The organism is Novosphingobium mathurense, assembly GCF_900168325.1.
In the GTDB taxonomy this organism is placed as follows: domain Bacteria; phylum Pseudomonadota; class Alphaproteobacteria; order Sphingomonadales; family Sphingomonadaceae; genus Novosphingobium; species Novosphingobium mathurense.
Genome location: NZ_FVZE01000005.1, coordinates 88785 through 106055, shown reverse-complemented (window position 1 = coordinate 106055; position 17271 = coordinate 88785). Strand labels below are relative to the sequence as shown.

Genomic DNA, 17271 nt, shown 5'->3' with positions numbered 1-17271 from the left:
TTCCGTTTTCCAGCAAGGGGCGCAATTGTCCGCAAACCGGAAACCCCCGATCGGCAACGTCGGCCGATCGGGGGCTGGTCTATAAGTAGACGCTTGGCCTTGCAAGGGAATCAGCGCCCCCCGAATGCGGGGCGAACCGATTCATCCGGCCCAGGATCAGAAATCGATCTGGGCGCGCATTCCCATGGCATCGACGCCATAGCGATCATCGCCATCCGCGGTGATCGCCGCATCGCGCAGCCACAGGTGCCCGTAGTTTGCCACGAATCGCAGGTAATTTGTCGCCGCCCAGACCACCGACACGCCCGCCGTTTCCTGGCGACCGCCGACGATTTCCGCATCGTTGAGATCCAGGTGATCGTAGCGCAAGTTGACCTGGATCGCGCCGATGCCGCCCACGTCGATGCCCTTGGCGGGACGCAGGCGATCGAAGACCCCGTCCTTGTACGGCGCCTTCTCACCAGTGATGACGTAGCCGACTTCGGCGTAACCGCCCTTGAACGTCGGATCGCTCATGCCGGGGCGCGCCGCCCTGATCATATTGCCCTCGGCAACGGCGTGGAACGGCCCGGTCATGTAGGCCGCTTCAACGCCGTAGCGGCGCTCGCCAGTGGCTGCGATGGTGCCGGTGTCCACGAAGCGCACGCTCGTTGCGTGGAGGAAGGGGCGCGTACGATAGCGGGTGCTCGCGACCGAACCGGCGAAATCGTGATACTGCGCCGACGCACCCAGGTGCAGCGAGCCATTGCCCAGCTTGGGCATGAACACCACGCGTCCATTGACGCTCCAGTTCCTGTTCGTGTCAGTGCTCAGACTGGCGGTGTCATCCGAGAACACGCCCGCTTCGACGAGCACGTCCTTCGTCTTGTAGTTCGCGGCGAGGCCGATCCGCCGCTCGAAGCCGAAAGCCTGGCTGAAGGCGCTGCGTTCCATGAAAGTCGTGTTGAGGACTGCGGTCATGTCCTCAAGGCCGGTGAACGGGCGCTGGTTGCCCAGAACAAAGGTCAGGTTCCGATTCGCCTTGTAACTGATGTAGGCATCTGCAAGCGCGAGGCTGGAATTGGTCAGGTCGGCTTCGAAGCGGTAGCCGAGGCCACCAGGCATCGTGCCTTCGACACCGAGCCACGCGCGGCGCAGCTCCGTCGAAGTGCCGAGCGAGGCATTGGCATTCCTGGAAAGGCCGGAAGGTGCGTCGATACCGCCGACGTCCAGCTGGATTCGACCGCGCGGCTTGAAGCTCCAGCCCTTGTCATTGCTGAACTTGGGCGCCCCCTTCCAGTCGACCTTGACCGGAATTGCCTTCTGCGCGGTTTCCTTGGCCGAAATGGCCGTGGCGCTTGCAGCCTGTGCGGACTGGCTGGCGACTTCGACCTTCGCATTGGCCTGTGCAAGTTCAGATTCGAGACTGTCGATACGTTGCGCCATGGCTTCCATCTTGGCGCGCATGGCCTTCAATTCTTCCAGAACTGCCGCCGAATTGGCCACCTGCGCCTGTGCGGGAAGCGCCCAACCGGCAGACACGGCAACGGCCAGAGCCGAGATTGCCTGAAATTTTCTCACTGAACCTGTCCTTATACTTCCGATATATTTTGTTCGGCGACCCACGAGCGATGTACATGCAACAACGACCGGACATTCGGTTTTGGGGATTGCGACCAAACCACGATTGAACCGATCGAGCAGACCGGCTGGTTCACGCACATAGTTACAAATTGTGTCTGCCGATTTGGGAAGGCCTAGGGGATTGCGCGGATGCACAGCGTCAGATCGGGCAAACCGCCTTCGTTCCGTCAATATTTTGTTACAATGCAGTCATGTTTGTCACCAAACTGTCATTGAGAGGTCATATTGGCCCAACCCCATTGGGCCGAGGACATACCTCGGGGGCACAATGCGGAGTTTGACGAAGATGAGCCGACTTCTGGCCACGACAGCCTTGGCAGCCGTTATCGCTGCTTTCCCCGCGTCTGCGATGGCGCAAGAGATCGGCGATGCCGAAGCGCAGAACATGCGCGAGGAAATCCGAGCACTTCGCGCGCGACTCGAAGCGCTCGAGAGCCGCCTTGCAACCGGCGCCGATCAGACCGGTACGCCCGCACAGACCGGCGCGGCCGCAGTCGCTTCAACCTCTCCGGCCACGCAGGCTGAAGCGCCGGCCGCGAGCGAAAAGCCGGCCGCCAAGCCCGCCACGAAGATTGCATGGAAGGGCAGCCCGCAATTCACTGAGGGCGACAAGCAGTTCAAGGTAAAGGGCCGCATCCAGGCCGACGCCAACTATGTCTCGGCACCCTCGAGCCTTGCCGACAGGGGCCTTGGCTTCTCGAACGAGATGCGCCGCATCCGTCTGGGCGCGCAGGGCAAGCTGGGGGCAGGATTCGGATACAAGCTGGAGCTGGAACTCTCAGACAACTCGGTCGATCTGGTCGATACGTATCTCAGCTATTCCAAGGGCCCCTGGCTGATCACGCTCGGCAACCAGAACAGCTTCCAATCGCTCGACGAACTCACCGGCGACACCACCGGCAGCGTCATGGAGCGCGCGGCATTCACCGATGCGTTCAATTTCGAACGTCGCCTCGGCCTTGGAGCGCAATACTCGCGCGGGCCATTACTGGCACAGGTCGGCGTGTTCACCGACGACATCGGCGCGCTTTCCAACAGCAGCGACGGCGCGAACGGCGGCGATGAGAACAACTCGATCAGCTTCGACGGCCGCCTCGTCTTCGCGCCGAAGATCGGCAAGACCCAGTTGCACTTCGGCGGCTCGGCGCACTGGCGCAAGCTCAACCGCCTGGAGGACAGCACCACGCGCTATCGCCAGCGCCCGTTCGTCCACTCCACGAATACCCGCCTGATCGGGACCCCGGCAATGAACCTGTCGGACGAAACGCACTATGGCCTCGAACTCGCCGCGATCTCAGGCCGTTGGCACGGTGTGGGCGAAGTCCACGCCCAGCGCGCCAATCGCATTGGCCTTCCCGACGTGACGTTCCGCGGCGCTTATGCAGAAGTGGGCTATTTCCTCACCTCGGGCGACAGCCGCGGCTACAAGGACGGCATCTTCTCTTCGTCGGCACCGGCCCATCCGCTGGGCAAGGACGGCATTGGCTCGATCCAGGTCAACCTGCGCTACGACTGGCTCGACCTCAACAGCCGCGACATCCGCGGCGGAACGCAGAACGGCTACATCGTCGGCCTGATCTGGTCGCCGATCGAGAACCTGCGCTTCAACGTGAACTATGCGCTGCTCGACTACAGCGGCGCGACGGCCCTGCCCTCGGGTGATCGGGACTACAACGCGCAGGTCATCGGCACCCGCTTCGAACTCGACTTCTGACGATCGCCGCGGCGGTGGGGACAACCGTCTCTGCCGCCGTGCTGCCAGACTTACTCCGCCGGCTGCTCCTCGCGCAAGGGCAGCATCATCGAGGCAGTCGTCCCGGCACCGGGGCGGCTGTCGATATCGAAGCGGCCGCGGTGACGCTCGACAATGTGCTTGACGATAGAGAGGCCCAGCCCGGTCCCGCCAACGGCCCGGCTGCGGCTGGTGTCGGCGCGGTAGAAGCGCTCGGTCACGCGCGGCAGGTGTTCGGGTGCAATGCCCTCGCCCTCGTCGCGTACGGTAGCAAGGACCCAGCCGGTACTCGCCGCCTCGATCGAGACTTCGACCGGACCTTCGGCCTTGCCGTATTTCAGCGCGTTATCGATGAGATTGCGCAGGACTTGCCCGATCTGCCCGCGATCGCCGGCAATGACGGCCTTCTCGCAGTTCGACCTGACCGTGACGGTCGCCCCGGTGCGGAATTCCCCCGCAATTTCATGCGAGAGCGCGACCATGTCGACGCGATCGGCGGGCACCTCGTGCTTGACCGCTTCGATCCGTGACAGGGACATGAGATCGGAAATCAGCGACTGCATGCGCTGCGCCTCGTGCCGGATCGTCTCGAGGAAGCGTTGGCGAACGCCTTCGTCGCCACCCGCCTTGGGATTCATCAGGGTCTCGACGTAGCCCAGCACATTGGCGAGCGGCGTGCGCAGTTCATGGCTGGCGTTGGCGACGAAGTCGGCATGGGACTTGGCGACGCTGACCCGCTCTGACAGATCGTAGAGGCTGACCAGCCGCTCGTTCGAACCCAGCACCCGGCAATCGACCTGCCAGACGCTGCCGCCCGTGGAAAGCCCGGAGACCTGCGCGGTTCCGCCCTTGTCGCTGAGGATCGCGGCCACCGCCTTGGGATCGCGAATGGCAATGCGCACATCCTGCCCGACGATATGCACGCCCAGCAACGCCTTGGCCGCGGAATTGGCAAAGCGGACCTGCCCTCTCGCCACGACCATGGCGGGCGTCTGCAGATGTTCCAGAAGGCCGACACCCTCCACCGTCATGAATGCGCTCTCCTTGTTGCCCCGGTCGTGGGGCCCGCCAGCGTAGGAAACTCGAAAGACAGTGATATGGCAGCGATCGCCACATGGGAACGGCGCGCACCAAAGCATTGACAGCTTTTACCCGTTTGCTTCCATTTCAGCGGCCTAGAGGGGATCGAAAACAGGGGTGTGCCGGGAATTCGTATGCCGGTAACCTAGCGTTCTCAGGGCACTCTTGATATGCTGCATTTGCGAGGGTCAATGCGCTCGCCATTTCCCATGCGCGTCTGCCCCGGCGCACCTTGTCCATGATGGAAACGTATACGTGACGAAATTCACTTCCGATCGCCTGCTGCTATTCGGTGCCACTGGCGATCTTTCGCGCAGGATGCTGCTGCCGTCATTGTGTGCGCTCGATGCCGAAGAGCTTCTCGATCCCCGCATCGAGATCATCGCCACGGCGCGTTCCGACATGGACGACCAGTCGTTCCGCAATTTCGCACGCCAGTCGCTGGAACAGTTCCTGCCCGCCAACCGCCGCGGCGGCATGGCCACGTTCCTCAACCGCTTGAGCTACCAGGCGCTCGACGCAAACGAGATGGACGGCTTCAAGGCGCTCGCCGAAAAGGTCGGCAAGCCCGAAGAAGGCCTCTCGATCTTCCTGTCGACCGCGCCCAGCCTGTTCGAGCCGACGATTCACGGCCTCCAGAACAGCGGTCTTGCCGGCCCAAAAGTGCGCATCGGCCTTGAAAAGCCGCTGGGCATCGATCTGGCGTCCAGCTGCGTCATCAACGATGCCGTCGCTTCGGCCTTTCCCGAGGACCGGATCTACCGGATCGATCATTACCTGGGCAAGGAAACGGTCCAGAACCTGCTGGCGCTGCGCTTTGCCAACCTGATGTTCGAGCCGCTGTGGAATGCGGCACACATCGATCATGTCCAGATCACCGTCGCCGAGACCGTCGGCCTGGAATCGCGCGTGGCCTACTACGACGATTCCGGCGCGCTGCGCGACATGGTCCAGAACCACATGCTACAGCTTCTCGCGCTCGTCGCGATGGAGCCGCCGGTGTCCTACGACGCGACCAACGTGCGCGACGAGAAGGTCAAGGTCCTGCGCAGCCTGCGCAAGGTCAACGTCAGCGAAACGGTCACCGGCCAGTACCGCGCCGGCGCCATCACCGGCCAGGCCGTGCCCGGCTACGACGAGGAACTGGGCAAGGATTCGAACACCGAGACCTTCGTCGCGATCAAGGCGCATATCGACAACTGGCGCTGGCAGGGCGTGCCCTTCTACTTGCGCACCGGCAAGCGCCTGCCCCGCCGCACGACCGAGATCGTCGTCCAGTTCCGCAACGTGCCGCACTCTATCTTCTCGGGTCGCGGCGCAAAGACGGTGCCCAACCGCCTCGTCATCGGCATCCAGCCCGAAGAGAACATCACCCTCTCGCTGATGGCCAAGATCCCCGGCCTCGACCGCGAAGGCATCGGCCTGCGCAGCGTACCGCTGGCGATCACCATGCCCGATGCCTTTGCCGGCCCGCAGCGGCGCATCGCCTACGAACGCCTGTTGCTCGACCTGATCGAGGGCGACCAGACGCTTTTCGTGCGCCGCGACGAAGTCGAGGCGCAGTGGGACTGGATCGATGCTATCCGCGCCGGTTGGGACGAGCAGGGGCTCGAGCCCAAGACCTACACGGCCGGCAGTTGGGGCCCTTCGGCAGCCATCGCCCTCGCCGAACGCGACGGCGTTACCTGGCACGAATAAACAGAAGCGGTCGCAGGACCGCAAAAGGACCGCGCTCTGAGGGGGAGAGGAGCAAGGCCCGAAAGCAGGAGTGACATAATGACTGATCTCGCCCCGGCAGTGGCTCGGGTTACCGACCGCATCATCGAGCGTTCGAAGGACAGCCGCGCCCGCTACCTCGATCTCGTCGCGCGCGAGGCGGACCGCCATTCGGACCGCAGTTTCCTTTCTTGCTCGAACCTGGCCCACGGCTTTGCCGCGGCCGGCGAGGACAAGTCCGCCATTGCCACCGGCAGCGCCAAAAACCTGGCGATCGTCACCGCCTACAACGACATGCTCTCGGCCCACCAGCCTTATGGCCGCTATCCCGAGCAGATGAAGCTCTGGGCCCGCGAAGTGGGCGCAACGGCGCAAGTCGCCGGCGGCGTGCCCGCCATGTGCGACGGCGTCACCCAGGGCTTCGACGGCATGGAACTCTCGCTGTTCAGCCGCGATACCATCGCCATGTCGACCGGGATCGCCATGAGCCACGCGATGTTCGACGGCATGGCCCTGCTCGGCATCTGCGACAAGATCGTGCCCGGCCTGATGATCGGCGCGCTGCGCTTCGGCCATCTGCCCGCCGTCTTCGTGCCCTCGGGGCCGATGCCCAGCGGCATTTCCAACAAGGAAAAGCAGAAGACCCGCCAGCTCTACGCCGAAGGCAAGGCCACGCGTGAAGACCTGCTCGCCAGCGAGAGCGCCAGCTACCATTCGGCCGGCACCTGCACCTTCTACGGCACTGCCAACTCCAACCAGATGATGATGGAGATGATGGGCCTGCACATGCCGGGCGCGGCCTTCGTCCCGCCGAACACGCCGCTGCGCCAGGCGCTCACCCGAGCCGCCGTCCACCGCCTCGCCGGAATGGGCCGCAAGAGCGAAGACTACCGCCCGATGGCGCAAGTCGTGAACGAAAAGGCCATCGTCAACGCCTGCGTCGGCCTGCTCGCAACCGGCGGCTCGACCAACCACGCCATCCACCTGCCCGCGATGGCCCGCGCGGCCGGCATCGTCCTCGACTGGGACGACCTGTCGGAACTCTCCTCGGCGGTGCCGCTGATCACCCGCGTCTATCCCAACGGCTCGGGCGACGTGAACCACTTCCATGCCGCCGGTGGCATGGCCTGGGTGGTCCGCGAACTGCTCGACGCGGGGCTTGCCCACGAGGACGTGCTGACCGTCTCGCCGGGCGGCATGCGTGACTACGCGCAGGAACCGGTGCTGATGGACGAAGCCCTCGCCTGGACTTCCGCGCCTGCGAAGAGCGGCGACGATACGATGCTGCGCCCGGTCTCCGACCCGTTCCAGCGGGACGGCGGCATGCGCCTTGTTTCCGGCAACCTCGGCCGCGCCACCTTCAAGACGTCCGCGGTCGACAAGGAACGCTGGACGATCGAGGCGCCCTGCCGCGTTTTCGAAACGCAGGAAGCCGTCACCCAGGCGTTCAGGGACGGCGAACTCGACAAGGACGTCGTCGTCGTCGTGCGCTTCCAGGGGCCGCGTGCCAACGGCATGCCCGAACTGCACAAGCTGACCCCGCCGCTTGGCGTGCTGCAGGACCGCGGCCACAAGGTCGCACTGATCACCGACGGACGCATGTCCGGTGCTTCGGGCAAGGTTCCTGCGGCGATCCACGTCACGCCCGAAGCGCTTGGCGGCGGACCGCTCTCCCTGCTGCGCGATGGCGACGTGGTGCGCCTCTCCGCCGAGGACGGGACGCTTGCGACGACGGCCGACCTGTCCGCCCGCGAACCGGCCCCGGCGCCTGCCGCCGAAATGGGCATGGGCCGTGAACTCTTCGCCATGTTCCGGATGAGCGCCGGTGGCGCCGAACAGGGCGGTTCGGCCATGCTCGAAGTGGCAGGTCTGTAACGGTGGCTGCCGAAATGGAACTCGTCACCGTCGACATCGGCGGCACCCACGCCCGCTTCGCCATCGCCAGCGTGAACGCGGACGGAGCGATCACGCTGGGCGAGCCGTCCACGCTGCACACCAAGGATCACGCCAGCTTCCAGCTCGCCTGGCAAGCCTTTCGCGAGATGAACGGCGGCACCCTGCCCGATGCGGTCGCGATGTCGGTGGCCGGACCGGTGGGCGGCGAAGTGATCCACTTCACCAACAACCCGTGGATCATCCGCCCTGCCCTCATCGAGGAGAAACTGGGCGCGACGCGGCACACCATCGTCAATGACTTCGCTGCCGTGGCCCATGCCGTGGCCTGCGCCGCCAAGGACGATTTCCTCGATCTGGCCGGCCCCGAAAACACGCCGCTGCCCGCGTCGGGAACGGTGAGCGTGCTCGGCCCGGGCACGGGCCTTGGCGTCGCCCATCTCTGGCGGGACGGAAAGGGCACCTATCACGTCCAGGCGACCGAGGGCGGCCACATCGACTTCGCCCCGCTCGACCAGATCGAGGACGCCATCCTCGCCCGACTGCGCAAGCGCCACAACCGCGTTTCGGTGGAGCGTGTCGTCTCCGGCCCTGCCATCGTCGACATCTACCAGACGCTTGCCGCGCTCGAAGGGCGCGCGATCCATGAACTGAGCGACGTCGAGATCTGGACCGCCGGGACCTCCGGCGAGGACAGCCTTGCCGCCGCAGCCGTGGACCGCTTCTGCCTCTCGCTCGGTGCGGCAGCGGGCGACTATGCCCTCGCGCAGGGCGCCAGCGGCGTCGTGATCGCCGGCGGGCTCGGCTATCGGATCCGCGAAACCATTCTCAAGTCAGGCTTTTCCGACCGTTTCTGCGCCAAGGGCCGCTTTGCCGGCATGATGGCGAAACTGCCGGTCAAGCTGATCACCCATCCGCAGCCCGGCCTGTTCGGCGCGGCTGCCGCCTTCGTCAGGGAGCATACTGCATGAGCAACCTTTCCGCATCGGTCGAAAAGGTCATGCGCCTCGCACCGGTGATCCCGGTGCTGGTCATCGAAGATATCGAACACGCCCTGCCGATTGCCGAAGCGCTCGTCGCCGGCGGGCTGCCCGCGCTGGAAGTGACGCTGCGCACCGATTGCGCGATCGAAGCGATCAAGGCCATGAAGCAGGTTCCCGGTGCCGTCGTCGGCGCCGGCACCGTGCTCAATCCCGACGATCTCGACAAGGCGCTGGACGCCGGCGCCGAATTCATCGTCTCGCCCGGCCTCACCCCCCGCCTCGGCGAAGCGGCGCTCAAGCGCGAAATCCCGTTCCTGCCCGGGACCGCCAATGCCAGCGACATCATGCTCGCACTCGACATGGGCTTCGACCGGTTGAAGTTCTTCCCGGCGATGGCGGCCGGCGGACCGCCCGCACTCAAGGCGATCTCCGCCCCGCTGGCGCAGGCCAGGTTCTGTCCCACCGGCGGCGTCACTCCTGCCAATGCGCCCGAATGGCTCGCCCTCGATGCCGTAATCTGCGTCGGAGGAAGCTGGATGGTCCCCAAGGGCAAGCCCGATCCCAAGAAGATCGAAGCGGACGCAAGAACTGCAGCGGGGCTCGCACGATGAGCGGGCCGGCGTTGAACACGGTCGAAGACCTCAACGCCCGCCTGCGGGAACTGCACCCCCTGACGGCGCAGACCCCGCTCTACAATCCGGTTTTCCAGCTCGGGCTTGAGCTTTCGCGCAAGCTCGAGAACGGCGAAATGTCGCTCGATGACATCGAGCGGCTGGTCGCCGAGATGGAATGCGAGGGCCTGCGGGCCCGCGCTGCCCGGCTCGACCGCCTGGTCAAACCGGTCCCCGTCGCCGAGAACGACGCGCGGATCGACAGCATCGCGAACGAAGAAGACTTCACCGAGTTCGCCGCCCGCTGGCAGCGCCCGGCGGCTCACGTGGTCTTCACCGCGCACCCCACGTTCCTGCTCACCGCCGGACAGACCGAAGCGGTAACCCACTCGGCCTCAAACGGCGATTTCAGCGAGGCATCGGTCTGCGCCGCCTCGCCCGAACGCGACATGATCACGCTCGACTACGAACACGAAAAGGCGATGGCAGCCCTCAGCCGCGGCCAGAAGGCGCGCGACCGGATCAGCGCCCGCCTGTTCGACATCGCCGCCGCCCGATGGCCCAAGCGCTGGAAGAGCCTGCAGCCGATGCCGGTACGCTTCGCCACCTGGGTCGGCTACGACATGGACGGGCGCACCGATATCTCGTGGTCCACCTCGATCCGCTACCGCCTCGAGGAAAAGGCGATGCGGCTGGCCAGCTATGCGCAGGACCTGAGGTCGATGGAGCCCGCGATTGCCGAGCGGCTCGAACGGGCGGGCCAGCTCGCAACCGAAATGGCCGCGCGCTTTGCCGAGGACCTGTCCCAGCCCGAAGCGCTTTCGGCTGCGGCCAATGCGCTGACCGCCGAACACCCCGACAAGCTCGTCAGCCTCGAAGGCGTGATTGCCGAGCTAGAGGAAGAAGCCCGTCACGCCGATCAGGACATCGGGCGCCAGTTGCTCGTCGTGGCCGCCGCGATGCGCTCCGATGGCCTGGGCATGGGCTGGATCCACTTCCGGGTGAACTCCTCGCAGCTCCAGAACGCGATCCGCCGCCGCATCGATCCGGACGGCAAGCTCAGCCTCGCCAGCCAGGCCGCGCTGGTGCGCATGCGCGAGCTTCTGGCCGAAGTGAAACCGCTGCGCTCCAACTTCGCGGCGCTGGCGATCGAGAACAGCACGGCAGTGCGCCAGTTCCTGGCGATGGCGCAGATCCTGCAGCACATCGATTCCGATACCCCGATCCGCATGCTCGTGGCGGAATGCGAACAGCCGACCACGGTGCTGGCCGCCCTCTACTTCGCACGCATGTTCGGGATCGACGACAAGGTCGACGTCTCGCCCCTGTTCGAGACCGAAAGCGCGCTGGAACACGGCGGTCGCTTCCTCGACGCGGTGCTGTCCGAGCCGGCCTATCGCGAATATGCCCGCAAGCGCGGGCGCGTCTCGATCCAGACCGGCTTTTCCGACGCGGGCCGCTTCGTCGGCCAGATCCCCGCAGCGCTGGCCATCGAACGCCTGCAGGGCCGCCTCGCCGAAGCGATGGCCGCGAATGCGATGACCGACGTTGCCGCGCTGATCTTCAATACCGGCGGCGAATCCATGGGCCGCGGCGCCCATCCTTCCAGCATCGAGGACCGCTTCGACTGGCAGATGTCGCCCTGGGCCCGCCGCCGCTTCCTGCGCGCCGGGATCAGGCTGGAGCCCGAAGTCTCGTTCCAGGGCGGCGATGGTTACCTCTGGTTCGGATCGGACGAACTGGCGCTGGCAACGCTCACCCGCATGGCCGAAAAGCCGCTGTGGGGCGCGGACACCAACACACCGACCGACGTGTTCTATCGCCGCACCGACCTCAGCCTCGACTTCTACCGGGCGATCCGCGGCGTCCAGCACGATCACCTCGAAAGCCACACCTACTCGCGCGCAATCACTGCCTTCGGGCTCGGCCTGCTCAACGATACCGGCAGCCGCAAGTCGCGCCGCCAGTCGGACCTGTCCGGCGACAGGACGATGAGCCTGCGCCAGATCCGCGCCATCCCGCACAACGCAATCCTCCAGCAGCTGGGCTATCCGGTGAACGTGATCGCAGGCATCGGCACGGCGTCGGACGGCAACATCGAGGAAATCGCCAGCCTGCTCATCGAAAGCGAACGCGGACGCCAGCTCATCCGGCTCGCCCGCGCGGCCAATGCGCTCGGCTCGATCAAGACGGTGGCGGCCTATGGCGAACTGTTCAACTCGGCCTACTGGGCCAGCCGCCCCTACCGCGGCGACGAACAGCACATCTCCGACGCCTGCCTCAAGATCGGCGAGTACCTGACCAAGGACGACCGGACCGGCGTGTTCCGCCGCCTCGCCTCGCGCCTGCGGGTCGATGCGATGAAGCTTCACCGCCTGCTCGACCTGATCCCGGACGAATCGCCGCTGCCCGACCGCGAGCATACCCGTCGCAGCCTCGGCGTTCTGCAGTCGCTGCGCATCGCGCTGTTCAAGCACATGTTCCTGCGCGCGGTCATGGTCCCGGCCTTCAGCCGCGCCAACGACATCAGCCGCGAGGATGTGCTGGAGATGTTCTTCACGCTGCGCGTCGACGACGGTCTTGCCCAGCTGCGTCGGGCCTTCCCGATCAGCTTCCCCTCGATCAACGACTTCAGCGTCGACTTGCCCAGCGACTATCCGGACTCGAGCGCCTCGGGCTACTCGCAGATCCACCGCGACTACATCGATCCGATCGCCCGGTCCTATGGCCTGAGCCTGCGGATCACGACCGCCATCGCCAACGAATTCGGCGCACACGGCTGACGTATACCACGGCGCGCCGGGCGGAGAGGTGTTCCGCCCGGCGGCTGCCGCACGGTTCCTTCAAGACATCCTCGAAAAAAGCGGGTTTCCAGCCATTTGCGCGAAGTTTCGCGCGGTGGTGGACTTCGCCCTGCGCGTTACATATATTGCAAGTACGCGCAATAAATAAACAACGAGGATGCCATGGTTGCCGCCCCCAGCACCGCCATCACCAGTCAGTGGACCCTGTTCCGCCTGCTCGCTTCCACCGTCGGTGAAGACCGCGCCGAGTTCGCACTAACGACGCTTTCGATAGACCCGGCGCTGCAGGGCACGGACGAGCGGCCCTCCCGTGCGCAAGTGGCCATGGCGCTCAACGCCGCGCTGTTTCTCGACCTGCTTGAGCGGGTCCCGACGGCCGCCCGCTACGTCGCGCAGATCCGCGCGAAAGGTGAAACGATCGCCTTCGACCATGGCGCGCTGCGCACCATCGACGGAGCGACCGGCGACCTGCCTTCGGGCTGCGAGGCCTTCACCCGCTTCCTCGCGCCGATGGGCTACGAAGTCGGTGGACTCTACCCGCTGCCCAAGCTGAAGATGACCGGCCGCGCCCTCGTCCATCGCGACTTGCCCGAAGCGGTGCCGCAGTTCTTCGTCTCCGAACTTCATGTCCACGAACTGCCCGAGACGGCGCAGGCGGCTGCAGATCGCGTGTTCGGCTATTCCCGCGATCCCCTCGGCACGGCAGCGTGGTCGGCGTTGCAGGCGCTGGAGGCGCAGGGAGACTGCTCGCCCGAACAGGCGGCGACGATCGTTGCCGGAGCCCTGCGCGCCTTCGAACGCCAGCACCCGGCACCGGCTCTCGCCGACTACGAAGCCCTGCTCGAACACAGCAAGGAAGCCGCCTGGATCGCGACCGAAGGCAATGCCTTCAATCACGCCACCACGCGCACCGACGACGTCGTCCAGCTGGCCGAGGACCTGCGCGAGCAAGGCTATCCGATGAAGCCCAGCGTCGAGATTTCGCAGAACGGCCGCGTGCGCCAGACCGCGATCCTTGCCGACAAGGTCGAGCGCCCGTTCCGCCTTGCCGACGGCTCCGAGATCAGGCGCGAGGTGCCCGGCTCGTTCTACGAATTCATCACCCGAGACATCGATCCTGCAACCGGTATGCTGGACCTGACGTTCGACTCCGGGAACGCCACCGGCATCTTCGCAGTCACGAGGCAGCAATGAGCCATATTCAGTCGATCGATCCCGCAACCGGCGCCTTGGTCTGGGAAGGCGCTCCTGCCGGCCGGGCCGAAGTGGACGCCGCGCTGCGCCGCGCGCGCCAGGCCTTTCCGGGTTGGACCGCGCTTCCCGTCGAAGAACGGGTCGCTGCCGTCCAGCGCTTCAGGGCCGTGCTGGAAACGCGCAAGGAAGAGATCGCCGCGATAATCAGCCGCGAAACCGGCAAACCGCGCTGGGAAGGCCTCGCCGAACTGGGATCGATGATCGGCAAGGTCGGCATCTCGATCACCGCGCAAGCCGAACGCGCCGGGGAAAAGCGCAGCGACATGCCCTTCGGCGCAGCTATCCTGCGCCATCGCCCGCATGGCGTGATGGCGGTACTCGGCCCGTTCAACTTCCCCGGACACTTGCCCAACGGCCACATCGTCCCTGCGCTGCTCGCGGGAAACACGGTTGTCTTCAAGCCCTCCGAGATGACACCTGCGACCGGCGCGGCGATGGCCGATGCCTGGGCCGAGGCAAGTCTTCCCGAAGGCGTGTTCCAGTGCATCCAGGGCGCGCGCGAAACCGGCGAGGCGCTGGTTTCCGGTGCGATCGACGGTCTGCTCTTCACCGGCTCGGCCGGTGCGGGCGCGCATTTCCGGCACGTCTTCGCCGACCGGCCCGATGTCATCCTCGCGCTGGAACTGGGCGGCAACAACCCGCTCGTTGCATGGGACGGCGACGTGGACGAAGCCGCGGCCATCGTCGTGCAGTCCGCCTTCGTCACCACCGGACAGCGCTGCTCCTGCGCGCGCCGCCTGATCGTGCCCGATACCGCCTTCGGGAGCGCCCTTGTCGAGGCCGTGGCGAGCCTTTCGCAGCTTCTGCTGATCGGCGCGTGGGACGAGACGCCCGAGCCCTACATCGGCCCGCTGATCTCGGACGGCGCCGCCGCCAAGGCCCGCGCCCAATTCGAGGGACTGGTCGATCGCGGCGCGCAGGTGATCAGGCCCTTCGCGGGCATCGAGGGCCGCAGCGACGCCTTCGTGCGCCCTGCCATGCTCGACGTAACCGGCGTATCGGTTCCGGACGAAGAGATCTTCGCCCCGGTCCTGCAGGTGTGCCGCGTGGCGGACTTCGATGCCGCGATGGCAGCGGCGAACGACACCCGCTTCGGCCTTTCCGCGGGGCTTGTCAGCGCCGATGACGCGCTGTGGCAGCGTTTCGTGCTCGAAAGCCGCGCGGGTGTGGTCAATCGCAACCGGCCGACGACCGGCGCGGCAGGCTCGATGCCCTTCGGCGGTCTGGGCGAGAGCGGCAACCACCGCCCCAGCGCCTATTACGCCGCCGACTACTGCGCTTACCCGATGGCAAGCTTCGAAGCCTCCGACCCGAGCGGCAATATGGGCGCGCTCGACGGAATGCTGCGTCGATGACCGGGCTGACGCACGACGAACGCACCCTGCTGGCGCCGGTCGAGCGCGCGCCGATCCTCGAACGCACGCTGGACTGGGCCGCGATCAACAGCGGCACCGGCAACCTCGAGGGCCTTGCCGCCATGGCCTCGCGCCTTGCCGATGCCTTTGCCGTGCTGCCGGGCGAGGTATCGCTGGTCGAGCCCGCGCCGGTCGAAAAAGTCGATGCCAAGGGCCAGGTGCACGAGGTCGCGCATGGCCGCCATCTCGTCGTCTCCGTGCGGCCCGGGGCCGCGCGCCGGGTGATTCTGACCGGCCATATGGACACGGTCTATGCCAAGGACCACCCCTTCCAGACGTGCGACTGGCTAGACGACAATACGCTCCACGGCCCCGGTACCGCAGACATGAAGGGCGGCCTTTCGCTGATGCTGGCAGGGCTGGATGCTTATGAGCGCGGCGAGCCCACGTTGGGCTACGACGTGATGATCAATGCCGACGAGGAAACCGGCTCGCTGTCTTCGGCGTCGCTGATCGCCCGTCTCGCCGAAGGCAAGCTGGCTGCACTGACATATGAACCAGCCCTTCCCGGCGGCATCATGGCGCGCTCGCGCCCCGGCTCGGGCAATTATGCCGCGGTGATTACGGGCAGGTCCGCCCATGCCGGGCGCAATCCCGAGGACGGGCGCAATGCCATCGTCGCGGCTTCGGAACTTGCCATACGGCTGGCGGCAGGCAAGCGCGAGGGGCTTTCGGTCAACCCGGCGCGGATCGAGGGCGGCGCGCCCAACAATACCGTGCCCGACCTTGCCATCGTTCATTTCAATATCCGCCCGCGCACGCCCGAACTGGCCGAGCACGCCGGGCAGATGATCGAAACGGCAATCGCAGAAGTATCCGCCCGCCACGAAGTGCAGGTCAACCTGCACGGCGGCGTCTCGCGCCCTCCCAAGCAAGTGGGCGAAAGGACCGAGAAGCTGTTCGGCCTCGTCTCGCAGGCCGCTGCCGATCTGGGGCAGGCGATGACGTGGAAAGACACCGGCGGCGTGTGCGACGGCAACAACATTGCCGCCTGCGGGGTGCCGGTGATCGACACGATGGGTGCCTGCGGCGGCGCGATCCACTCGCCGGACGAGTTCCTGCTGGCGGACTCGCTCGATGCCCGCGCGCAATTGACGGCGCTGGTGATGCACCGCCTCGACAGACACGGAGTTGCCTGATGACGTTCCTGCTGCGCACGGCCCGGGAAAAGGATCTCGATGCCCTCTACCGCATGGCCAAGGGCACCGGCGGCGGGTTCACAAATCTGCCGCCCGACAAACCGACGCTGAAAGGGAAACTGGAACGCGCCGCCCGCGCCTTCGCCCGTGACGAGGATACGTTGATCGACGATCTCTTCGTCTTCATCCTCGAGGATACCGAGACCGGCAAGGTCCACGGCACCTGCCAGATCTTCTCGCAGGTCGGCACCGAGTGGCCGTTCTATTCCTACCGCATCGGGCGCATCACCCAGCACTCCAAGGAGCTGGATCGCACTTTCCGGGCCGAGATGCTCACCTTGTGTACCGACCTCGACGGATCGAGCGAGGTGGGCGGGCTCTACCTCGATGCGACCGAGCGTTCCGCGGGCGTGGGCAAGCTGCTGGCGCGCAGCCGCTACCTGTTCATCCGCGCCCACCGCGCCCGGTTCGCCGACCGTACCCTGGCGGAACTGCGCGGAGCGATCGACGATGCCGGAAATTCACCGTTCTGGGACGGGCTGGCCGGCCGCTTCTTCGACATGAGCTTTCGCGATGCCGACGAATTCAACGCCCGTCACGGCAACCAGTTCATCGCCGACCTCATGCCCAAGCACCCGATCTACACCGCGCTGCTGTCCGAAGGCGCGCGGCAGGTCATGGGCCAGCCCCATTTCTCCGGCCGCCCGGCCATGCGCATGCTCGAGAGCGAGGGTTTCGCCTTCCAGAACTACATCGACATCTTCGACGGCGGCCCGTCGATGATGGTCGAGACCGACAGCATCCGCACCATCCGCGAGGCGAAGGATGCCAAGGTCGCGCTGATTACGGCCAATGTCGAGGAAGGCCCCTCGCACCTCGTCTCCACCGGCCACCTTGCCGGCTTTCGCGCCTGCCTCGGGCACCTTGCCGAGACCGAAGGCGGGGTGAGCCTCGACGAACCGGCGGCCAAGCTGCTGGGCGTGGGCATCGGCGACGCCGTGACTTACGCCCCTGCCTGAGG

The 17271-nt window shown here is 65.8% G+C and carries 12 protein-coding genes; 10 read left to right on the top strand and 2 right to left on the bottom strand.

The features are described 5' to 3' along the window. Positions 1–156: 156 nt before the first annotated feature. Complete coding sequence (locus B5483_RS15340; protein WP_079731057.1) at positions 157–1560, bottom strand: porin; 1404 nt, start codon at positions 1558–1560, stop codon at positions 157–159. Positions 1561–1909: 349 nt separating this feature from the next. On the opposite strand from B5483_RS15340, the gene B5483_RS15335 reads away from it, so the two are divergent. Next, complete coding sequence (locus B5483_RS15335; protein ID WP_054944438.1) at positions 1910–3337, top strand: OprO/OprP family phosphate-selective porin; 1428 nt, start codon at positions 1910–1912, stop codon at positions 3335–3337. A gap of 50 nt (positions 3338–3387) precedes the next feature. On the opposite strand, the gene B5483_RS15330 is transcribed toward B5483_RS15335, so the two are convergent. Next, on the bottom strand, positions 3388–4386 hold the full coding sequence (locus B5483_RS15330; protein WP_054944439.1) for a sensor histidine kinase: 999 nt from the start codon (positions 4384–4386) through the stop codon (positions 3388–3390). Positions 4387–4690: 304 nt separating this feature from the next. Here B5483_RS15330 and zwf point away from each other — a divergent pair, with 304 nt between their 5' ends. The 9 genes from zwf to B5483_RS15285 all read left to right on the top strand — a co-directional run bounded on the left by zwf (position 4691) and on the right by B5483_RS15285 (position 17269). Beyond that, positions 4691–6133: a glucose-6-phosphate dehydrogenase gene (gene zwf / locus B5483_RS15325; protein ID WP_054944440.1), complete on the top strand. Its 1443-nt coding sequence runs from the start codon at positions 4691–4693 to the stop codon at positions 6131–6133. Between the two features lie 78 nt (positions 6134–6211). Continuing rightward, positions 6212–8026, top strand: a complete 1815-nt coding sequence (gene edd, locus B5483_RS15320) for a phosphogluconate dehydratase (RefSeq protein WP_054944441.1) — start codon at positions 6212–6214, stop codon at positions 8024–8026. 14 nt (positions 8027–8040) lie between these two features. Continuing rightward, on the top strand, positions 8041–9015 hold the full coding sequence (locus B5483_RS15315; RefSeq protein ID WP_054944465.1) for a glucokinase: 975 nt from the start codon (positions 8041–8043) through the stop codon (positions 9013–9015). After that, positions 9012–9638 (top strand): bifunctional 4-hydroxy-2-oxoglutarate aldolase/2-dehydro-3-deoxy-phosphogluconate aldolase, encoded by a 627-nt coding sequence (gene eda / locus B5483_RS15310; protein ID WP_054944442.1) that lies wholly within the window; start codon positions 9012–9014, stop codon positions 9636–9638. Before B5483_RS15315 ends, eda begins: the two co-directional genes overlap by 4 nt. After that, a complete protein-coding gene (locus B5483_RS15305) occupies positions 9635–12421 on the top strand; it encodes a phosphoenolpyruvate carboxylase (RefSeq protein WP_079731056.1) in 2787 nt (928 codons plus the stop codon). The genes eda and B5483_RS15305 overlap by 4 nt, the downstream gene beginning before the upstream one ends. A 183-nt stretch (positions 12422–12604) precedes the next feature. Next, positions 12605–13636 carry a 2-oxoadipate dioxygenase/decarboxylase family protein gene (locus B5483_RS15300; RefSeq protein WP_079731055.1) on the top strand — a complete coding sequence of 344 codons (1032 nt, stop codon included), beginning with the start codon at positions 12605–12607 and terminating at the stop codon, positions 13634–13636. After that, positions 13633–15051 carry a succinylglutamate-semialdehyde dehydrogenase gene (gene astD / locus B5483_RS15295; RefSeq protein WP_079731054.1) on the top strand — a complete coding sequence of 473 codons (1419 nt, stop codon included), beginning with the start codon at positions 13633–13635 and terminating at the stop codon, positions 15049–15051. Before B5483_RS15300 ends, astD begins: the two co-directional genes overlap by 4 nt. Then, positions 15048–16250: a hydrolase gene (locus tag B5483_RS15290; protein ID WP_079731053.1), complete on the top strand. Its 1203-nt coding sequence runs from the start codon at positions 15048–15050 to the stop codon at positions 16248–16250. The genes astD and B5483_RS15290 overlap by 4 nt, the downstream gene beginning before the upstream one ends. Further along, the gene (locus B5483_RS15285; protein WP_054944447.1) at positions 16250–17269 is read left to right on the top strand and encodes an arginine N-succinyltransferase; all 1020 of its coding nucleotides are present in this window, start codon (positions 16250–16252) and stop codon (positions 17267–17269) included. Before B5483_RS15290 ends, B5483_RS15285 begins: the two co-directional genes overlap by 1 nt. Positions 17270–17271: the final 2 nt, after the last annotated feature.

Excerpts from the sequence above, each read along its gene's own strand:
- B5483_RS15330 (WP_054944439.1), bottom strand. The coding sequence starts at position 4,386 with ATGACGGTGGAGGGTGTCGGCCTTCTGGAACATCTGCAGACGCCCGCC.
- eda (WP_054944442.1), top strand. The coding sequence starts at position 9,012 with ATGAGCAACCTTTCCGCATCGGTCGAAAAGGTCATGCGCCTCGCACCG.
- B5483_RS15335 (WP_054944438.1), top strand. The coding sequence starts at position 1,910 with ATGAGCCGACTTCTGGCCACGACAGCCTTGGCAGCCGTTATCGCTGCT.
- edd (WP_054944441.1), top strand. The coding sequence starts at position 6,212 with ATGACTGATCTCGCCCCGGCAGTGGCTCGGGTTACCGACCGCATCATC.
- B5483_RS15305 (WP_079731056.1), top strand. The coding sequence starts at position 9,635 with ATGAGCGGGCCGGCGTTGAACACGGTCGAAGACCTCAACGCCCGCCTG.
- B5483_RS15315 (WP_054944465.1), top strand. The coding sequence starts at position 8,041 with ATGGAACTCGTCACCGTCGACATCGGCGGCACCCACGCCCGCTTCGCC.
- B5483_RS15290 (WP_079731053.1), top strand. The coding sequence starts at position 15,048 with ATGACCGGGCTGACGCACGACGAACGCACCCTGCTGGCGCCGGTCGAG.
- B5483_RS15285 (WP_054944447.1), top strand. The coding sequence starts at position 16,250 with ATGACGTTCCTGCTGCGCACGGCCCGGGAAAAGGATCTCGATGCCCTC.
- B5483_RS15300 (WP_079731055.1), top strand. The coding sequence starts at position 12,605 with ATGGTTGCCGCCCCCAGCACCGCCATCACCAGTCAGTGGACCCTGTTC.
- astD (WP_079731054.1), top strand. The coding sequence starts at position 13,633 with ATGAGCCATATTCAGTCGATCGATCCCGCAACCGGCGCCTTGGTCTGG.